Origin of the sequence: Bradyrhizobium nivariense (assembly GCF_029846695.2) — a bacterium.
Classification (GTDB): Bacteria; Pseudomonadota; Alphaproteobacteria; order Rhizobiales; family Xanthobacteraceae; genus Bradyrhizobium.
Genome location: NZ_JARWCR020000008.1, coordinates 113,374 through 132,861 on the forward strand (window position 1 = coordinate 113,374; position 19,488 = coordinate 132,861).

A 19,488-nucleotide genomic window follows, 5' to 3' on the forward strand; every position below is an offset into this window, starting at 1 on the left:
CCCGCCCGCAACAGAACGTTATTCGCACAACTTCATCTCCAGATGCGGAGAAATACAAAATTGACCTCGCGCGTCGCTGCGCAATAGCTTGCCCTCGCATGACCGAGGTTCAACTCCGGAAAGTTTGCCACATGGTGACGACGAAGGATCATATCCGCGGTCTCATTGACCGGCGACGCGTCCTAAAAGCAGGGGCCGGCGTGATCGCGTTGCCGTTCGCCGGCTCCCCTGCTCGTGCCGAGGCGCGGCGCGGCGGGACGCTGACGGTCGTCACACAGGGAGAGCCGCGAACGCTCGTCCCGTTGCTCGACACCAACACGCAGACCCGCAATATCAGCACCAAGGTCACCGAGGGCCTGCTGGCTTACGATGCAGACTTCACACCGCGTCCGCTTCTTGCGACTGATTGGAAATCGAGCGCAGACGGACTCGAATATGCCTTCACTCTGCGTCCCGGCGTCAAATGGCATGATGGCGCCGACTTCACGTCCGCCGACGTCCAGTTTTCGCTTCAAGCGCTGCAAAAGGTCGGGCCACGCGGCCGGATCAGCTTTGCCAATCTCGATCGCGTCGAAACGCCCGATGCGCTGACCGCGGTGGTGAAGCTTTCAAAGCCGACACCCTATTTCCTGAAGGCGCTCTCGGCCGCGGAATCGCCGATCGTTCCGCGTCACGCCTACCAGTCCGACAATCTCGACGGCAACCCCAACAACAACGCGCCGGTCGGCACCGGACCGTTCATCTTCGACGAATGGAAGCGCGGCAGTCACATCAGCCTGCGCCGGAATCCGCAATATTGGCGGCCCGATCGTCCCTATCTGGATCGCGTCGTCGTCAAGTTCGTCGCCGACCCGGCCGCGGCCTCCGCAGCGCTCGAAACGGGAGAGGCCGACACCAGCGGCACCCTCTCACTGGCCGACGTGAAACGCCTGGCGGACAGCGGAAAGTTTGTCGTTTCCTCCCAGCGGGACGCTTATCTCAACAATGCCGCGGTGCTGGAGTTCAGCCTCGACAACCAGTACCTCGCCCAACGCGCCGTGCGGCACGCCATCGCGCGCACGATCGATCGCGAGTTCATCCGGCAGTGGGTCTATTACGGCTATGCCAGCCAGATCCGTTCGCCGATTCCCGAGGTGCTCTCGTCCTATTTCGACCCGACGAGCTTCGACCATCCCTTCAATCTCGACGAGGCCAACCGTCTTCTCGACGAGGCAGGATTGAAGCGCGGCAGTGGCGGCATCCGGTTTGCGCTGAGGCTGACCTTCATTCCTGGGGCCGCATTCAAGGCGACCGCCGGCTATCTGCGGTCCGCCCTCGGCCGCGCCGGCATCCGCGTCGACATCCTCGACGGCGATCTCGGTACCTTCATCAAGCGGGTCTATTCTGACCGCGATTTCGACATCAACCTGAATGGGCTCGGTTTGCTGTTCGACCCGACGGTGGGCGTGCAGCGGATCTACTGGTCCGACGGAATCAAACACCCGCTGCCCTATGTCAACGCGGCCCACTACAACAATCCGGCGGTTGATGATCTCTTCCGGCAGGCCAGCGTCGAGCGTGACGAAGCGCGGCGCGCGGATCAGTTCCGACAAATCCAAAAGATCGCCAGCGACGACCTGCCGGCCTTGCCTTTGGTGGCGCTGGAGACAACCCTCGTCAGCAATGCTCGCGTGCGCAATCTCTATAACAGCGTCGACCTGACCGCTGGCGACTTCTCCGATGCGTGGCTCGACCGATGACCGAGGCACCGTCGGTGCTTCTCAAGCATATGGGCTTGGCACACGCGACCAGCCGAAATGTCCACGCAGGGTGTCGGCCTCGTAGTCGCGCCGAAACAGTCCCCGCTCCTGCAGGATCGGAATGACCTGAGAGGTGAAGTTGATGAGCTCGCCGGGGAAATAGGCCGGCATGATGTTGAACCCGTCCGCGGCGCCGTTCTCGAACCAATTCTGCAACTCGTCGGCGACCTCCTCGGCGGTGCCCAGGAGAACGTGATGGCCGCGCGAGGTTGCAACACGCTGCGCGAGCTGGCGGATCGTGAGATTTTCGCGGCGCGCGAGCTCGATCAGCAGTTTCTGTCGGCTCTTGAGCTGCTCGGTTTCCGGGAGATCCGGAAGCGGACCATCGAGGTCGAAGACGGACATATCGTGACCGAGCCGCTCCGAGAGCAGCGGCAGCACTTCCCTGGCATCGGTCCAGTGCTCGAGCTGATCGAGTTTTTCCTGCGCCTCGTTCTTCGTCCGGCCGATGATCGGGAGGAAGCCCGGCATGATCGCAATGTCATCGGCCTTGCGACCGTGCGCAGCAAGCTGGCTCTTCAGCCCGGCATAGAAGGCCTGGGCATCCGCAAGCGTCTGCTGAGCCGTGAACACTACGTCTGCAGTACGAGCCGCAAGAGCCTGTCCCCGATCGGATGAGCCGGCCTGAATAACAACGGGATGCCCCTGCGGCGAACGCGGGATGTTGAGCGGACCCTGAACCGAGAAATAGTGACCATTGTGATTCAAGGCGTGCAGCTTTTCAGGGATGTAGTAAACGCCCGTCTCCTTGTTCTTGGGCAGGGCATCTTCCTCCCAGCTGTCCCAAAGGCCCTTTACCACATCGACGAATTCTTCGGCCACGGCGTAACGGTCAGCGTGATCCAAATGAGCGTTGCGACCGAAATTGGCAGCGGTCCGGGCGTAGGAGGTCGTCACCAGATTCCAGGCCGCACGCCCATTGCTGAGATGGTCGATCGACGCGAACGCGCGGGCGAGATGAAACGGGTCGCCATAGGTCGTCGACGCCGTCGACGCGAGACCGATCTTTCTCGTCACTGTCGAGAGCGCGCCGAGCCGGGTGAGAGGCTCGAGCCGCGCGGCCGTCGAGGGATGGTGACCCTTGCCGCTGGTCAGACCGTCGGCAAGGAAGACCAGATCGAATTTCGCCTGCTCCGCAAGCCGTGTGACCTCGAGCAGATGGCCAAGATTGTCGCTGCCGGAACGCGCGTCCGGATGGCGCCAACCCGAGGCATGATGGCCGGCTCCCTGCAGGAACAGGCCGAGATGAATTTGACGCTTGAAAGAGCTCATGATGGACGATCAGCCTGGATGAGTGGAGTTGAGAGGCAAGGCAGGTCAGGCGCCATGCCGGGCGCCCCGGATGAAGGCTTGCAGCCGCGACGGCGCCTGTGGCCCGAAGGCTCGGGCCGGCGAATCGTCGAGCGCGATCTTGCCGTCTTCGACGAACAGGATGCGGTCGCTGCATTCCTCGGCGAACCGCATCTCGTGCGTGACGAGAATTCCGGTTAGCCCGTCAGCGACCAACTCCTTGATGACGGAGAGGACCTCGCTCACCATCTCGGGATCGAGCGAGGACGTGATCTCGTCGAACAGCACGAGGTCCGGCCGCATCGCGAGCGCGCGGGCAATGGCGACGCGCTGTTGCTGACCGCCCGACAATTGCGACGGGTAGGCCTTCTCCTTGCCGCTGAGATGCACCCGGCTCAAAAGCTCGCGCGCCAGAGCTTCCATCTCCGCGCGCGGCTGACGCAGAATCCGGATCGGCGCGATGGTGATGTTTTCGAGCACCGTGAGGTGCGGGAAGAGATTGAACTGTTGGAGCACGAAACCGATCTTCTTGCGCAGCGCGATGCGCTGCGCTTCGGTGCTGAGAGCGGTCACCTCGATGCCGTTGACGGCGATCTGGCCCTGCTGTGGCACAATGAGACCGTTGATACAGCGAAGGATGGTCGATTTTCCGGTTCCGGAAGGACCGATGATGGAAATCGTCTCGCCCTTCCTGACGTCGAAATTGATGCCCTTCAGCACCTCGGTCGCACCGAAGCTCAAGTGCACGTCACGCAGCCGGACCAGCGGCGCCGAGTTGTCATTGGGCGGAACAGCATTGGTCATGATTCAGCCCTGAGAGAACCGGCGCTCGAGATAGCGGGTCGTCCGTGACAACGGATAGCAAAACAGGAAGAACCACAGCAGGATCAGGAGATAAATGGCTATCGTGAACTCGGTGCGTCGAACCGCCGTGGAGGCATCATTGGCGGTGTGAAGCAAATCCTGAACCCCGACGAGCGCAGCCAGTGCGCTGTTCATCGCCACGGAGGCGCAGAGATTGGTCCAGGGCGGCAGGATGCGACGAAAACTCTGCGGAAGGATGATCCAGGCCAGCGTCTGCCAGCGCGAGAATCCAATGGCGGCCGCCGCTTCCCACTGCGTCGCCGGGATCGACTGCACCGCACCGCGCACGAGTTCGGCAATATGCCCGCCTGCCGGAAGGGCAAGCCCGATGGCGACCTTGAGCCAGTCCGGAAACGGGATTGTCGTGCCGAGCACGCGGAACTCGAAGGGAATCGTGTAACTGGCCGCAAACACCACCACGAGGTACGGCGCGTTGCGAAACACCGTCACGTAAAGCGCTGCGGGCCAGCGCAGCCAGCGTCGCGGCGAAAGCTCGGCCAGTCCAATCAGGGTGCCGGCGAGACTCGCGGCCGACACCGCAATGAGCGTGAGCGCCACGTTGACGCCGAAGCCCGTGGCGAGCAGCGGAAACCACTCCAGAAGCGTACGGGCTGAATTGGGGAACGCGAAGCCGAACAATGACAGCCCCATCAACGTCGCGATCCCCACCGCGAACCAGCCGGATATTGCGGGGCGCCGAGCGACCGGATCCGGCCTCAGGCCGGCAAGTGTCCCGTCAAAGGCCATGGCTTGGCACCCTCAACTGCCGCTCGAGCCATCGGCCGGCGAGCGAGACCAGCAGGTTCAGCCCGCCGAAAACGGCCAGGATCAGCACCATCAGCTCGATCACGTTGTCATGGGCAGTCCAGATCATGATCGAGGCATAAACTATCTCGCCGACGGCGATCGCCGAGCCGATCGAAGTCAGCTTCACGAGGTTGACCAGGTTGTTGATGATGGACGGCAGGGCGACGCGAAAGGCGAGCGGCATTTCGAGCTGCCAGAACAGCTCCCTGCGGCTGAAGCCGAGCGAGAGTGCCGCCTCCAGCGTCGTCAACGGCACCGCCTCAAGGCCTGCGCGCAGCGACTCGGCATGGAGGGCAGCAATGTGAAGTCCAGCGACCGCCACGACCCAGAAAAACGGCGTGAGCGGATTGCGCTCGACGCCGCCCAGCGCCTGGCTCACCAGCATGTTCAGCACCATGAAGGCGCAGTAGAGTTGCACCAGTGTCGGCGTGTTCCGGGTAAGCTCGATGAAGGCGCGCGTCGGCCAAACCAGCCACGGACGCGACGAGGTGAGCGCCGCTGCCAGAAGTGCTCCGCCGACCAGGCTGACCGGGATGGAGCAAAGCACCAGCAGAAGAGTCGTAATCAGCCCCTCGTTCCAGATCGGGCGCTCATAGCCGTCGAGCAGGAAGCCGTAATTGAGACCTGCGTCACGAGCCAGTCGAACCAGGAATGCGAGAGGCTCGTCGACGAACCAGCCGGTGGATGCGACCATCATGACTTGAAGCGTGCATTCGCCTCGCGCAGGAAGTCGTCAATCACGAGTCCGTTCTTCTCGGCAATGCCAAGAATGAAACCGGAGCCGTGCAACTCCTTCAGGATCGCATCGATCCGCGCCTGGATGTCGGCCTCTCCCTTGCGAACCCAGACCACGCCGTCGGACGGGATGAGATCCGTGGGGAGCGGCAGCTCGAAATCCTGCCATTCCTCCGCCCTGTCCTTCACCAGCGCACGCAACGTGCCGGCGACATGCACGGCCGCGACGCAATTGCCGCCCTTCAGGGCGAGCAGCGACTCCGGTTGGTTCGGATAGCCCTTGACCTGGGCCCCGAACTCCTCGGCCAGCGGCTTGGCGTAGTTGCTGCCCTGGGACACGCAGACCGGCTTGCCCTTCAGGTCGCTCCATTGCTTGACGGCCGCGCTCTTGCGGGCCAGCAGTGCGCCCCCGACCCTGAAGAAGGGCGTAGCGGCAAAGTTCAGGATCTCCGCGCGTTCCGCTGTCCACTCCATGTTGGCAATCAGGGCGTCCACTTTACCCTGCTGGAGGAACTGCACCCGGTTGGGTGGCGTGACCGGCACCAGCGCGACGTTCGCGCCAAGACGACGGCCGATTTCCCGCGCGAGGTCGATATTGAAACCGAACTCGTCCTTCGTCTTTGGATCGATGTAGCCATAGGGCGGCCCGGAAAGGATAACACCGAACGTGATGGTCCCGCGTTCCCTGATCTTGTCCGATGTCGCATCGGCCTGTGCGGCGACCGGCAACAGCAGACGGCAAGCGGTGACCAGAGCTGCCACATGCAGGCAGTAACGGCGGATTCTCATGTTGCTACAATCGTTCGGTGCGAGGGGTCTTATCGAGCCGCGCGCCTGTCGTGTCGCCCCCGACGGAATCCATCCTATATGAAGTGAGGCTGTTGGCGGCGCAGGCTCGTGCGGCTGCTACCGGTTTAACGAGCGACCGGTGCAGTGAAAAGCCGGGCATCGCAATAAGAAAGTATTGCACTCCCCCTGAGCTTCACCTGGAAATATCCTTCCAATCGCCCTTCAAATTTCAGCATGAATCTTTGCGGGGTCACTCGATCATTTCATCTTGCGCGCGAGAAACGGACCAACGGCGTCGAGCACGGCCTTCGGCTGCTCTTCAGGCTGAAGGTGACCGCCGGGAATGGCCCAGCCGTCGACGTCGGAAGCCCAGCTCTTCCAGATATGAAGCGGCGTATCCGTCTCGCCGAATCGGCCCTGCTCCCAAAGCACCAGCACAGGGCAATCGAGGAGACGTCCGGTGGCGCGATCGGCGAGATCGTGCTCATGGTCGAGACCCGCGCCGGAGCGATAGTCCTGCATCATCGCGTGGCGCACCTCGGGCCGGCGGAACGCCTCACGGTAAGCCGCACGGGCTTCGTCCGTCACCGCGTCCGCGTCCTTGGCCATTCTTCGCAGCGTCCAATCCAGGAAAAAATCGGGGTCGCCGCCCAAAAGCCGTTCGGGCAGGTCATAGGGTTGCGCGAACAGCAGCCAATGATAGGCGCCGAGCGCAAAGTTCTTGCCCGCGCGCGCCCAGACCTCGCTGGTCGGAATTACTGTCAGGGATACGAAGGCCTGCACCGTTCCAGGATGGTCCAGCGCCAACCGGTATCCGACCCGCGCGCCGCGGTCGTGCCCGATGACGGCGAAGCGGTCGAACCCGAACTGCTTCATCACGGCGAGCTGGTCGCGCGCCATCGTCCGCTTGGAGTAAGCCGATGCATCGGCCAGCTGCGGGCCGCGGCTGTCGCCATATCCCCGCAAATCGGTGGCGACCACGGTGTAGTCGCGCGCCAGGACAGGCGCGATACGATGCCAGGCGACGTGGGTCTGCGGATATCCATGGAGCAGAAGCAGCGGAGGACCGCTCCCGCCTACAAACGAGGCGATCGTCGCGCCTTCGGTCTCGACATCGTAGCGCTGGAAGCCGTCGAGCATGGCAGCCTCTCCCGTGATCCTTTTGAAGGACGCCTGTTAGTCGATCTTCGCGATACCCGCCAGAGAAACCGTCGTCGACCGGGCACTTGCCTCCTCCCCTCCGTGCAGCATCGGTCGCACCGTAGATGTTTGTTGCCTTGTGCGGCGGGATTTTGGAATGGCATCGGGTATCGGCTTGGCGTCCCCTGTGGATCGCATCGCTACACCTGCGGCGATGACCGAAATGCCGGCGGCTCGGCTATCATCTATTCATGGAATGGCCTCGACTATGATCAGCCGCCGCCTCTTCGTTTCCGGACTGACCGCGTCGAGCATCGTCGTCGGGGGACGGCAAGCCCGCAGCGGATCGATCGAAACTCTGACGCTCGGATTTCAGAAGACCGGAATCCCGTTGGTCGCGCGTCAGCTCAAGATCTTCGAACGGCGTTTCGAGAAAAGAGGCATCGCGGTCAACTGGGTCGAGTTCTCGTCGGGTCTGAATCTGCTGCAGGCCATGGATATCGGCAATGTCAGCTTCGGCAATGCCGGAAATGTCGGCTGCATCTTCGTGCAGGCCTCCGGAGGACAGATCGTCTATCTCGCCGGGCAGCCTTCGGGACCGAAGAGCGAGGGCATCCTGGTCAAGGGTAACTCGCCGATCCGGTCCATAGCCGACCTGAAAGGCAAGAAAGTCGGCTATGCCAAAGGCTCGAGTTCGCACAACCTCATCGCAGCCGCTCTGGAGCAGAACGGGCTGTCGATTGGCGACATCACCTCCGTCAGCCTGGGCGCTGCCGACGCCGCCCTCGCCTTCGAGAATGGCAGCATCGATGCATGGGTCGTGTGGGATCCCTATTTTGCTCTAGGGCAGTCCCGTTCCGAGACGCGCGTCCTCGCCTATAGCGGCGACGTTCTCCCCGACAATGCCAGTTTTCTTCTGGCAAATTCCACGTTTGCGAATAGCCATCCCGAACTCATTCGCGATCTCATCGATGGTTCGGCCGAAGCGGGCGCATGGGCGAAGGCCCATCTCGACGAGGTGACGGCCGCGCTGGCGCAGGCGACGGGAATCAATCCGAGAGTACTCGCCGAGGTCAATGCGCGGGCAAATTTCGATGTCGTGCCGCTCAGCGACGCGATCCTGTCTCAACAACAGAAGACGGCCGATCGTCTGACGAAGCTTGGTGTGGTGCCAAAGCAGATATCGGTGCGCGACATTGTCTGGCGGCCGCCGGCATGACAATGGCAGCAACAGTCGGTTAGGCCAGCTGTCGTTGTCCATCCACGCGGTGTGATGGCCCGTACTCTCCCCTACTCTGCAGCGCTCTGACGCGTGCGGGGCTGGAAGGCTCCGGCCGCATGCCGGGCGGGCAGCCGGTCCCCTTGACCGAACAGCTTGTGGCGCAAAGAGCCTTCCGCATATGCGGTCTTGTAGAGACCGCGGTCCTGAAGTTCGGGGACCACGATATCGATGAAGTCTTCATAACTTTCCGGCACCACGATGCGGCTGAGATTGAATCCGTCGACATCCGTTTCGTCGATCCAATTCTGAAGCTCGTCGGCCATCGCCGGTCCGTCGCCTGTGATCGCCGTATAGCGACTGCCGAGAGCAAGCTCTCTCAGGAGATCGCGCTTCGTAAGGCCCCTTTGCGCGGCAGCGGCCGTCGCCGACTGGATCGCGTTCCCGGGCGCGTAAGGAATGGGCTCGTCGAGTTCGTACCGAGCGAAATCGATGCCGGTCGAGGCGGAGAAATGCGCCAGTCCCGCCTCCGGGCTGGCGTAGCGCAGATACTCGTCGCGCTTCTCCTCAGCTTCGGCCGTGGTTCGGCCCGGCACCACCGCGATGCCGACGAAGATCTTGATGTCGCCGGGACGGCGGCCGGCGCGTTCGGCCTCCGCCCGGATCGCACGGACCGCATTCCGGGCCGTCGGCTTGTCACGAGCGGAGATGAAGACGCATTCGGCGTGCTGGCCCGCGAAACTGCGGCCTCGTGGCGAGGTGCCGGCCTGGTACAGCACCGGCGTACGCTGTATCGACGGCTCTGCGAGATGATAGCCCTCGACGTCGAAAAACTCGCCGTGATGCGAGATCGGCCTGACCTTGCTGGGATCAGTGAAAACGCGGGCCGCCCGGTCTCGGCGGACGGCATCGTCGTCCCAGCTTCCCTCCCAGAGCTTGTAGAGCACCTCGAGATATTCTTCGGCATAGTCATAGCGGCGATCGTGCTCGGGCAGATGCCCGTCGCCCTTGCCACGATGTGCGCTTTCCAGATAGCCGGTGACGATGTTCCAGCCGATGCGCCCCTGCGTCAGATGATCGAGGGTCGAGAAGCGCCGCGCCAGGGTATAGGGCGCTTCGTTGTGCACGTTCACGGTAATGGCGAATCCCAGATTGGACGTCACCGCTGCCATGGCGGAAACAAGCAAGATCGGATCGTTCACCGGGAGTTGAACGGACTCGCGCGCCGTCAGATCGATCCCGCCACCGTAGACATCATAGACCCCGATGATATCAGCGATGAAGATCCCGTCGAAAAGCCCGCGCTCGAGCAACTTCGCCTGGTCCGTCCAATAAGCCAGCGTGTTGTAATCGGACGAGCGGTCCCGCGGATGCGTCCAGGCTCCGTGGTTGATATGTCCGACGCAATTCATGTTGAAGGCGTTGAGGAGAATTTGTTTCTTCGCGACCATCAGTAGTCTCTCTTCGTTGAAAATTTAGGCCACCGAGATGGCGGGCGCCGACCCGACGGATCTCGGAGCATCCTCGCAAGCTGCAGCAGCATCGTGCAGCGCTATGCGACAGCCCCGGATATCCGCGCCCGCAACTGCCGTCGGATCGCCTTCTCTGCTTCCTGGGGCGATCGAAACACCCGGCCGTTCAAGCGGCTGAGATCATCGAGCTCCGATTGAAGACGGTAGCGCTTTCCGTCACGAACCACGAATCCGACCGATCGAGATTGAAGCTCAATGGCAAAGGCAAGGGGCATAATGCTACGCTCCTGCACCGTGAACGGCCGTGTAACGGAGATCCACGCCAAGCCACGTCAGGAGCTGTCGACGCAATTCGCCGAATCGCTCGCGACTGATGTCGCGCGGTCGCGGCAGGTCGACGACCAGTTCATGGGCGATGACGCCCGCTTCCATCACGAGCACCCGATCGGCGAGCAACAGGGCTTCCTCGACGTCATGCGTCACCAGCAACACTGCATAGCCGTGCCGACGCCAAAGATCTCCAACGAGGGTCTGCGCATTGAGGCGCGTCAACGCATCGAGTGATCCAAAGGGCTCATCGAGCAGAAGCAGGTCGGGATCGCGGACAAGCGTCCTCGCCAGCGAGGCCCGCTGAGCCTCCCCGCCCGAAAGCACCTTGGGCCACACCTCCGCCCGATGTCCCAGGCCAACCTCCCCAAGCGCCGCGTCTGCCCGCGCGCGATTGGGCAGTCCGGGAAGACCGAGTACGACGTTCCGCCAGACCGACTTCCATGGAATGAGCCGCGGCTCCTGGAACGCGACTGCCCGCCGGGCCGGTACGGCGACTTCGCCCTCGATCTCCGCATCCAAATCCGCAAGCACGCGCAAGAGCGTCGACTTGCCGCATCCACTTGCGCCGATCAGGGCAACGAATTCGCCTGCGGCAATATCGAGGTCGAGATCGTCGATGACGGCGCGAGCACCGAAACGACGTGTTAAACCGCGCACGCGCACCACGGGAGGACGAGGCGCCTCCCGCTCGGCGGCGCTCAGGTTCCGGTGAACGACGGCCGCCATGACAGCAGGACCCTTTCGAGAAAGCGGACGAAGGCGTCGACGATCAGCCCGAGCAGCGCATAGACGACGAGACAGACGACGATCACGTCGGTCTGGAACAGCTCCCGCCCGGTATTCATCAGATAGCCTATCCCGGCGCTGGCATTGATCTGCTCGCCGAACACCAGCGCCAGCCAGGCAACGCCCAGCGAGTAGCGCAGGCCAATCAATGCGTTGGGAAGCGCACCCGGCAGCACCACGTTCCACACCAGAGCGGCACGGCTGAGCCCCAGCGTCAGGCCGACCTCGACCAGCTTCTGATCGACGTTCCGGATGCCGGCATAGACGTTGAGGTAAAGCGGGAACGCGGTTGCAAGCGCGATCAGCGCGATCTTGGGCTTCTCGCCGATGCCGAACCAGATGATCAACAGCGGAATGAGGGCGACGATGGGCATCGTGCGCAACATCTGCATGGTGGAATCGATCAGGTCTTCGCCGAGCCTGAACAGGCCGGACAGGATCGCGAGAACGACCGCGACGGAGCCTCCGATCGCAAGTCCCGCGGCCGCGCGGCCAAGCGAGACCAGGATCGCCTGCTGAAGCTCACCGGTTGCGAGCAGCTTGGATGCACTCGCGACGACCACTGCCGGCCCTGCCAGAACGTCCTGCGGCAGCAGTCCACTGGCCGACGCGAGCTCCCAGATCAGGAGGACTGCAAGCGGGCCGATCGCCCGGCGCAGCGGTCGCGGCAACCCTTGCCTGGCGAGCCGCTTCGGCTTGATCCGGACAAGCTGCGGCGAATCCGTCTTCGCCTGGCCCGATGTGGCCGGCTGTACGGCTTCGTCCGGAGAATGCAGTAGCGCTTCCGCCACGGGGTCGAGCACGGTCATCGCGCCAGGCTCAGCCGACCGGTATGTCGCGCACGACGCGCGAGCGGAAATCGATATCGCCGTTAAGGATCCCGATCGAGGTCCATGTATCGAACGTCTTCCGAAGACGGTCCGCGAAGGCGTCGTCGATAGCGATACGGCGATAGCTCGAGTCCTCGAAATAGAGCGCCTCAGCGATCGCATCGTCCTGTTTGGTGAAGGCTTTCAGCCATTCGATATCCTTGGCCCGCTGCTCCCGCGACCAGACATAGCCGCGTTCGATCCGATTGAAGAAATCGGCCATGGCAAGGCGCTTTCGTGCATCCGCCAGCGCGGACGGCGTCGCCGAGAACACGAACAGGCCGCTGTTGATCCCGACGCCGTCGGAGAGGATGCGCGCGCCGAGCTGACCGCGGGCCCGCGCGACGTAGAGGCCCCAAGTCGCCCAGCTGTCGATCGCGCCGCTCTGGAATGCAGCGGCCGCATCCACGGGGTTCATGAACGCGAGCTTGACCTCGTCGAGACCAACTCCGGCCTGGCGCAGAGCCCCGACCACCAGATGGTGCGCGACGCTGCCGCGCGTCGTCGGCGAGATCGTCTTTCCGCGAAGATCTGCGATCGCCTCGACCGGACTATTGCGAGGGACCAGCAAGGACGTGCCGAGGCCGCCATTGTCCCAGGCCGCGACGACCTGAACCTTGGAGCCATTGGCGATTGCGGTCACCGTCGGCGAATCGTTTGCAGCTCCGATATCGATCGCGTCCGCCTTGAGCGCCTCATGCAGGTTCACCGCAGCGGGAAACACCGACCAATCGATCTTGTAGGGGACGTCATCCAAGAGTCCCGCCGCGCGCAGCTTGCTTTGCTGCTGGCCGACCTGATCGCCCACCCTCAACGTTACCCCCGAGAGATCGGACGCCGCCAGAGCCGGCATGGTGCCCGTGGCAATCCCAAGCCCGGCACCAACGAGGAAGAGACGACGAGAAACGAGGTTCATCATGAGGCCGTGCCTTACTCTAGGGCGATCATTCTCCTCCGCTGCCCGGCCAGATTCTGCGGCGCAGCCTCTCCCGTGCAACGGAGGAAGTCTTACATTCATCCCTCAGGGGGAAAGAACACCAGCGCCCGCACCTCGATGCTCTCCCGCGGAGGAGCACCAGGGGCGAGCGGATTTTCGAACGAGGTATGGAATGACAGCCGCGCTCGTCCATCGTTAGCGCTGTCATGAATCCGGATCAGGAGAGCTTCGTCCGTCGCCATCTCCGAGAAGTAGTGCCAGCGATGCGCGGGCCGATATTCCACTCGCGATGTTTCACCGCGGACGTGAGCATAGACGAGATCGCTCGCAATCAAATCGGCATCCGTAAACGATTGCGCGTCGCACAGCGCAAGCGGCGAATCCAGAACCGGACCGCGAACGGGGCGCCATACGTTCACGATGCCGAAGCGATGCTTCAACAGCTCGTCCGCCTCAGCGCCCAAATGATCCCGGACCCGGCGCCGAGCGGAATTGACCGTATGGTCATTGTGGACCTGCCGCGACGGCGGCGCGAGCCCTGCGCGCCCGGCATTGCGGACATTGTGATCGAAGACGAAAACCCGGCTGGCGCCGACCGCATCGCGCAGCAGTCGCTCGACCTCAGGATAGTAGGTGCGCTTGATTTCCTCATCATCATAGAAACTGGTGACCGCCGTGGGCGCATTCACCAGGGCAAACCCGCTGCGATCGAGCGTGAATTCAGCCTCGCGGCCACGCGCATCCTCAATCTGGACTTCGCGCTCGTCATCGATACCGTTCCATTGAGGCACGCCTGGCGGCGGCTCGATGCGGTAGAACGTCGGTTTCTCGGCTCCACGCTTGAGATAATGGAGCGTCGCAGTCAGATTGCGAGGGGCGACGGCTGTCTGGATGGTCATCGTTTGCTCCTACTCCGCAAGTGCGGGCGAATGGCACCATCATCTTGTTTGTGCTGTCATGTTAGCTCAGTGCCTCACCTGCGTCAGGACAGCATCCACCAAAGACTCCGCGCTCGCGTATCTGATCCTCCAAAAATGAAACTCGCGAAGAAATCCGCTTCTCTTCGGTGAGACCGGCTCCGCTGACCGGTAGCGTGCAGTCGCGATCGACGGCACGTAAGGGATGGCCAATTCGGGTTCAAATGCCGGGCGTGTTCGAAAGTACCGACGCAGGCTTTGCCAAGCCCAAATGATCCCGAAACGTCGAACCCGAATATTCGGTTCGATAGAGTCCGCGCCGCTGCAGCTCTGGAACCACAAGACTGGTAAACGCCTCGACGGATTCAGGTATGTAGGGCGGGAAAATGTTGAAGCCGTCGGCGGCACGTTCATCGAACCAGAGCTGGATATGGTCGGCGACTTCGATCGAATCACCGACGACGGTGGCACCGACACTAATGTGGCCGATGATTAGGTCGCGATAGGTCAGGCGCCTGGCGCCCTTAACGTCACGCCGGGTGAGACGCGTGACATGGGCGAATAGTCGCTGGCCTTCCTCATTGGCCTCTGCCAGCACCAGGGGGTCGACGGGAGCGTTACGGTCTTGACCCGCGATATCGACGCCGATCACGGCCGACACGGCCGTGAGGTTGCGACGCTTTCCCATTCCGCCCATAGAACCGTAGCGCCCCGCTCCGCCACCATCGCCCTCCGGGTCCAGTGCGACAAAGGAATTGAGATGGTCTAATATCTCTACGGCCTTCGCCGTCGTTTCAGCGACGATCGGGGTCAGTCCCGGTAGAATGGCGATATCGGCATCCTTCCTGCCGTATTTGATGGCTCTGGATTTGACATCGGCATAGTAGGCCTTCGCGCTCTCAATCGTCGCCTGACCGGCGAAGATGACATCGGCATCGCGCGCTCCGAGTTCGCGTGAACGATCTGACGTGCCAGCATGCAGGATGACGGGGTGGCCCTGAGGCGGACGCCTGATGTTGAGAGGGCCTGCCACGTCGAAATAGCGCCCCTTGTGGTGCAGCGGCGTAATCGCGTCGCTATCCCAAAGTCCCCGCACCACAGTGACAAATTCATCCGCCCAGTCGTAGCGCTTCTCGGTGTCCCAATGAGCTTCGCGGGAAAAGTTACCGGCCGCAATTGCATCCGCGCCCGTCACCAGGTTCCAGGACGCGCGCCCTTGGCTCAGATGATCGAGCGAGGCGAACATGCGAGCGAGATTATAGGGGTCGTAGTAGGTCGGATTTGCCGTGACGACGATGCCGATATGGCTGGTTGCCGCCGCCAGGCTCGCCCCGGACACGAAGGGCTCTAGACGTGACATCTGGGAGGGATTGGTGGTCTGCAAAGCCGGATCACTCGCCAGCCGGTCGCCCAGAAAGAGAAAGTCGAACTTGGCCGCTTCCACAAGCTGAGTTACGTGCTGCAAAAACTCAATATCGAAGGCGGCTCCGGCATGCGACGAGGGATAGCGCCAGCCACTGGGATGCGTCCCGCCAGCCCAAAACATCAGACCGAAATGAAGTTCTCGCTTGGACATGATGGAACGCTCGCGGGATGGGTCAGGCTGCCGGCCGTCGTGCCGGCTGTTCGAAGATATTGCGCGGCCGGGTCAAACCGAGCCGCTCGCGCAGGGTGGCCGATTCCTTGCCGGTTGCCAGCCGCTGCCGCCGCGCCAGCTCCGGGACGACATGCCGGGAAAAGGCATCCAGGCCAATGCGCAGGACGCGAGGCGCCAACACCAGACCATCCAAATCCAAGGCATTGGCCAGCGCCTCGATCTGATCGACGATCTCCTGCGGGCTACCAGCGACGTAATTCGTGACCGGCACCCTCGCCTTGCCTGTCACAAGATTCCCCTGAAGAAAGGGAACGACTTCGGCAAACACGAGCAATTGCCGCCGATCGAGTTGGGCGCTCTTGGCTGCACTGAACACATCGTCGCGCAAGGTCACGACATTATCTGCCGCCTCGGCTCCCAGGATCACGATATCAGCGTGTCGGCCAGCGAAGACCGCCGACTGCTTGTCCACGACACGATGAGCGAGGATAACCTGGCCCTGGGGAGGACGCGCGACGTTCAACGGCCCTTTGACCCTGAAAGACGGACCCTCGTGCTCGATGGGATGGATCTTGGTGCCATCAACGAACACGCCGCTCTGCTTGTCTCGAACGAAGGCATCGTCTTCCCAGCTATCCCAGAGTCTGCGCGCGATTCCGAGGATTTCATCGGCCCGCTCGTAGTGAGCCTCGGATGTGGTATCACTTTGCCCGTAGTTGGCGCTGGCAGGGTCCACCGCCCCGGTTGACACCAGCCAGCCCGCACGCCCATGCGTAACGTGGTCGAGCGAAGCGGCGAGCCTCGTGACATTGTATGGCTCGACGTAGCTCGTGTTGGCCGCGGCGATCAAACCGATGTGGCGCGTCCGGGTCGCAAGGAAAGACGCGGTCGTGAATGCTTCGCTGCGCGCAGGGTCCGCATCACCGACGCTGTCGTCGATCAGAAGGAACGTAAAGCCGGCACTTTCCAGGTCCTGGGCCAGAGTCGTCAGGTGACCGGGATTCAAGGGATCGAAGCTTTCGTCGTGCGTCTGGTGCCCGGATTGGGGGGCGTAGAGAAAGCCGAGGTGGAGCGGTTTGGCCATCATGGTCTCCGGTCTGTCAGGCCACGGTTGCTGTTGGGCCCGGTTCCAGCGCGCGGAGCGCGTCATAGATCCGGGCTTCGCGTTGCAGGAGCTCGATGTCGCCTCGCCGGCGTGGGCGCGGCAGATCGAGGGCGACGATCTCGGCGACCCTTCCCGGTCGCGGTGACAGGAGCACGATACGATCGGCTAGATACACGGCTTCTCCGACGTCATGCGTCACAAAGACGATCGTCTTCCGGCGCTGCTGCCAGATACGGATCAGGTCCTCCTGCAGCTTGTTGCGGGTAACGTAGTCCACAGCGCCGAAAGGCTCATCCATCAGGAGAACGTCGGGATCGCCGACAAGCGCGCGAGCGATGCCAGCGCGTTGTTTCATGCCGCCCGAAATTTGGTGCGGGAACTTGTCGCCGAAGCCGTCGAGACCCACCAGGGACAGATGCTCGTCGACCAATCGTTGGGCTTGCACCTTGTCCAATCCGCGCAGTTCAAGGCCCAGTCCGACATTGGCCGCGACTGTGCGCCACGGGTAAAGCGAGGCATCCTGGAACACCACGCCAAGCTCACCGCCCGGACCTGCAATCGGCCTATCATGAAAAAGGGCCGAGCCACCACTTGGCTGCTGCAATCCGGCGAGGATCTCCAGGAGCGTACTCTTGCCACAACCACTGGCGCCGAGCAGGACGACGAACTCGCCTTCTTCGACTGAAAAGCTGATGTTGCTGAGCGCGCGCACCGGCGGCGCGCCCGGATAGAGCTTGTCGAGAGAACTGATCGTGAAGGCAGGCATATCTTTGCGCTCGTACTTGCTCTGCCTCACTGCGCCTTGCGCACGGGATAGACGAACGGCTTCACATAATCCTGGGGGATGAAGCGCGTATCGATATACTTGGCCGCGTCGTAAAACTCCTTCTGGTTTCCGACATCGATCTCGAGCTGCTGCGTGTCGTGGATCGCCTTTGGATCGACCGCCGGATTGGCGTCCCAGACATCGTCTTCCTGATAGATAGCGCGCTTCACCGCCTCCGGATTGATCTTCAATCGGGCCTGCAGCCAGGGGAGGTATTCATCATAATGCGCCTTAGCGTAAGTGTAGGACTTGAAATAGGCCCGCAGCCCGCGCCGAAGCAGGTCGGGATCCTTGGCGATCACGGCATCGCCCGCGATCAGAACGCCCGTGTGATAGGTCGGAAGATAGTCCCATGCGCGGGCAAGTGTGCCCGACACGCCCTCGATTTCGCCGAGAGCTGCGAAGGGCTGATGGATGATGGTCGCATCGACCTGCTTGGTTTCAAGCGCGCCATATGCCTTGTCGGTCGCGCCCGCAGCAAAGAGCGTCACGTCTCGGCCGGGATCAATACCTTCGGCCTTCAGGAGATAGCGGGCGACCGATGCGAGATTGCCGCTTGTGTCTGGTCCGACGCCGACCGTCTTCCCCTTCAGATCGGCAAAGGAGTTGATGCCCTTCCGGGCAATCAGGAAATACGGTCCCTTGGAACGGAAGGCGGCCGAGACAATTTTGATGGGCGCTCCCAAAGCGGCGGCACGCAGATAGACGCTGGTCGGTCCGAAGGCGAAGGTGACATCGCCTCGAGAGGTCGCGGTAACCGGATCCTGCGTTCCGACAAATTCGACGTTCAGGCCTTCCTCGGTGAAGAAGCCCTTCTCCACACCGAAGACGATGGGCTGCTGCGTATAGCTTGTCGTGTCCTGCAGCTTGAGGGTCTTTTTGTCCTGCGCGCCGGCGGCCACCGTGAGACCAAGAGTGAGTGTTGCAACACCGAGAAGGCGAGCCGGAAGGCTTGTAGAGAGCATGATAGTTCCTTGAGGTGGATGGTGGCGGAAAGACGCGAGACCGGGACCCGTCAGACGTATTTCCACTTGAGCAGGATACGCCTCTCGAGCAAGTCGACCAGATAGATGATCAAAAGCGCGATCGACGTGACGAGAATGACGAGGGCGAAGACACCGGCCGTGTCGTAGATGCCCGAGAGCTTGTTGAGGAGATTTCCGACGCCGGCCTTGGAGGCGACGATCTCGGCAAAAAGCGTCGCGAGCAGACAGGTCGCCGCCTCGATGCGCACCGCCGCCATGATCGACGGCGTGGCCGATGGCAGCACGACCTTCCAGATGATCTGGCGCCGGCTCGCCCCGAGCGTCCGCGCGACCTTGATGTGACTTTCCTGGACCTGCTTGATACCGGCGATCGTATTGAAGACGAAGAGGAAATAGCAAAACAGAAAGATGATGAACACCTTGTGCTCGAAACCCAGACCCAGATAGAGCGTGAGCAAGGGAATAATGGTGACCTTGGGGATCGCCATGAGCCAGACCAGGAAGGGGTTCAAGAACTGATGCACCTTCGGAAAGAGGCCCATCCCGATCCCTGTTGCGATGCCGAGGACCGCGCTAAGTCCCACGCCAACGCCAGCTTCAGCGAGTGTCACCGAGAGGTGAAATAGCAAATTCTCCCTGGTGAATAGCTGAGGAAAAGCAGCGGCGATCTGCGTCGGTGATGCCAGATAGATGCGTTTTACTGCGCCACTATCGACTGCAATTTGCACTGCCAGCAGGATCGCGGCGACGACGAGGATCTGGACGATGGGAATCCAGGGAAGCTTTGCGGCGAGAGAGGCCGCAATTGTGCGGCTGTGCTTCCGCGCAGTCTGAACATCAACGACAGTTTGAATCGACTCGACCGACATAGCCATGCCTTGATACGCAACGGGCGGAGATCACGCGCGCGAATGTGTCCTTGCAGCGAAACCAAACTAGACCAATTCGGCAGACAAAATATTCCATAGTTTGATCCCACGCGTGATGACGCATCTCGGAACAGCCTCAGCGACAGTGAAG

18 protein-coding genes are annotated in these 19,488 nt (G+C 62.0%); 2 read left to right on the plus strand and 16 right to left on the minus strand.

From position 1 onward, the window contains the following. The first annotated feature begins 131 nt into the window (after positions 1 to 131). Positions 132 to 1,739 carry an ABC transporter substrate-binding protein gene (locus QCM77_RS09465; RefSeq protein ID WP_279683047.1) on the plus strand — a complete coding sequence of 536 codons (1,608 nt, stop codon included), beginning with the start codon at positions 132 to 134 and terminating at the stop codon, positions 1,737 to 1,739. A gap of 21 nt (positions 1,740 to 1,760) precedes the next feature. Here QCM77_RS09465 and QCM77_RS09470 read toward each other — a convergent pair whose 3' ends face one another. The 6 genes from QCM77_RS09470 to QCM77_RS09495 form a co-directional block, all read right to left on the minus strand. Further along, positions 1,761 to 3,071 carry an LLM class flavin-dependent oxidoreductase gene (locus tag QCM77_RS09470; protein WP_279683048.1) on the minus strand — a complete coding sequence of 437 codons (1,311 nt, stop codon included), beginning with the start codon at positions 3,069 to 3,071 and terminating at the stop codon, positions 1,761 to 1,763. A gap of 45 nt (positions 3,072 to 3,116) precedes the next feature. Next, on the minus strand, positions 3,117 to 3,893 hold the full coding sequence (locus QCM77_RS09475) for an amino acid ABC transporter ATP-binding protein (RefSeq protein WP_279683049.1): 777 nt from the start codon (positions 3,891 to 3,893) through the stop codon (positions 3,117 to 3,119). Positions 3,894 to 3,896: 3 nt separating this feature from the next. Then, entirely contained in the window at positions 3,897 to 4,700 is an 804-nt protein-coding gene (locus QCM77_RS09480; protein WP_279683050.1) for an amino acid ABC transporter permease, read from the minus strand. Then, positions 4,690 to 5,457, minus strand: coding sequence for an amino acid ABC transporter permease (locus QCM77_RS09485; protein ID WP_279683052.1), 768 nt, complete (start codon positions 5,455 to 5,457; stop codon positions 4,690 to 4,692). Before QCM77_RS09485 ends, QCM77_RS09480 begins: the two co-directional genes overlap by 11 nt. Further along, the gene (locus tag QCM77_RS09490) at positions 5,454 to 6,284 is read right to left on the minus strand and encodes a transporter substrate-binding domain-containing protein (RefSeq protein ID WP_279683053.1); all 831 of its coding nucleotides are present in this window, start codon (positions 6,282 to 6,284) and stop codon (positions 5,454 to 5,456) included. Before QCM77_RS09490 ends, QCM77_RS09485 begins: the two co-directional genes overlap by 4 nt. A gap of 258 nt (positions 6,285 to 6,542) precedes the next feature. After that, on the minus strand, positions 6,543 to 7,424 hold the full coding sequence (locus QCM77_RS09495; protein WP_279683054.1) for an alpha/beta fold hydrolase: 882 nt from the start codon (positions 7,422 to 7,424) through the stop codon (positions 6,543 to 6,545). Positions 7,425 to 7,692: 268 nt separating this feature from the next. Here QCM77_RS09495 and QCM77_RS09500 point away from each other — a divergent pair, with 268 nt between their 5' ends. Continuing rightward, positions 7,693 to 8,643 (plus strand): aliphatic sulfonate ABC transporter substrate-binding protein, encoded by a 951-nt coding sequence (locus QCM77_RS09500; protein ID WP_279683055.1) that lies wholly within the window; start codon positions 7,693 to 7,695, stop codon positions 8,641 to 8,643. A gap of 71 nt (positions 8,644 to 8,714) precedes the next feature. Here the strand turns inward: QCM77_RS09500 and QCM77_RS09505 are convergent, their stop codons facing one another. From QCM77_RS09505 to QCM77_RS09550, 10 genes are all read right to left on the minus strand, one after another. Beyond that, positions 8,715 to 10,094 (minus strand): LLM class flavin-dependent oxidoreductase, encoded by a 1,380-nt coding sequence (locus tag QCM77_RS09505; protein WP_279683057.1) that lies wholly within the window; start codon positions 10,092 to 10,094, stop codon positions 8,715 to 8,717. Between the two features lie 300 nt (positions 10,095 to 10,394). Beyond that, positions 10,395 to 11,171 (minus strand): ABC transporter ATP-binding protein, encoded by a 777-nt coding sequence (locus QCM77_RS09510; protein ID WP_279683059.1) that lies wholly within the window; start codon positions 11,169 to 11,171, stop codon positions 10,395 to 10,397. Further along, positions 11,144 to 12,040, minus strand: a complete 897-nt coding sequence (locus tag QCM77_RS09515; protein WP_279683061.1) for an ABC transporter permease — start codon at positions 12,038 to 12,040, stop codon at positions 11,144 to 11,146. Before QCM77_RS09515 ends, QCM77_RS09510 begins: the two co-directional genes overlap by 28 nt. A gap of 10 nt (positions 12,041 to 12,050) precedes the next feature. Beyond that, positions 12,051 to 13,019 (minus strand): ABC transporter substrate-binding protein, encoded by a 969-nt coding sequence (locus tag QCM77_RS09520; RefSeq protein WP_279683062.1) that lies wholly within the window; start codon positions 13,017 to 13,019, stop codon positions 12,051 to 12,053. Between the two features lie 95 nt (positions 13,020 to 13,114). Further along, entirely contained in the window at positions 13,115 to 13,936 is an 822-nt protein-coding gene (locus tag QCM77_RS09525) for a CmcJ/NvfI family oxidoreductase (RefSeq protein ID WP_279683064.1), read from the minus strand. Positions 13,937 to 14,174: 238 nt separating this feature from the next. After that, complete coding sequence (locus QCM77_RS09530) at positions 14,175 to 15,530, minus strand: LLM class flavin-dependent oxidoreductase (protein WP_279683066.1); 1,356 nt, start codon at positions 15,528 to 15,530, stop codon at positions 14,175 to 14,177. 22 nt (positions 15,531 to 15,552) lie between these two features. Next, positions 15,553 to 16,635: an LLM class flavin-dependent oxidoreductase gene (locus tag QCM77_RS09535; protein WP_279683067.1), complete on the minus strand. Its 1,083-nt coding sequence runs from the start codon at positions 16,633 to 16,635 to the stop codon at positions 15,553 to 15,555. 16 nt (positions 16,636 to 16,651) lie between these two features. Then, on the minus strand, positions 16,652 to 17,422 hold the full coding sequence (locus QCM77_RS09540) for an ABC transporter ATP-binding protein (protein WP_279683070.1): 771 nt from the start codon (positions 17,420 to 17,422) through the stop codon (positions 16,652 to 16,654). A 26-nt stretch (positions 17,423 to 17,448) separates the two neighbouring features. Continuing rightward, positions 17,449 to 18,447 carry an ABC transporter substrate-binding protein gene (locus QCM77_RS09545; protein WP_279683071.1) on the minus strand — a complete coding sequence of 333 codons (999 nt, stop codon included), beginning with the start codon at positions 18,445 to 18,447 and terminating at the stop codon, positions 17,449 to 17,451. Between the two features lie 50 nt (positions 18,448 to 18,497). After that, complete coding sequence (locus tag QCM77_RS09550; RefSeq protein ID WP_279683073.1) at positions 18,498 to 19,337, minus strand: ABC transporter permease; 840 nt, start codon at positions 19,335 to 19,337, stop codon at positions 18,498 to 18,500. Positions 19,338 to 19,488: the final 151 nt, after the last annotated feature.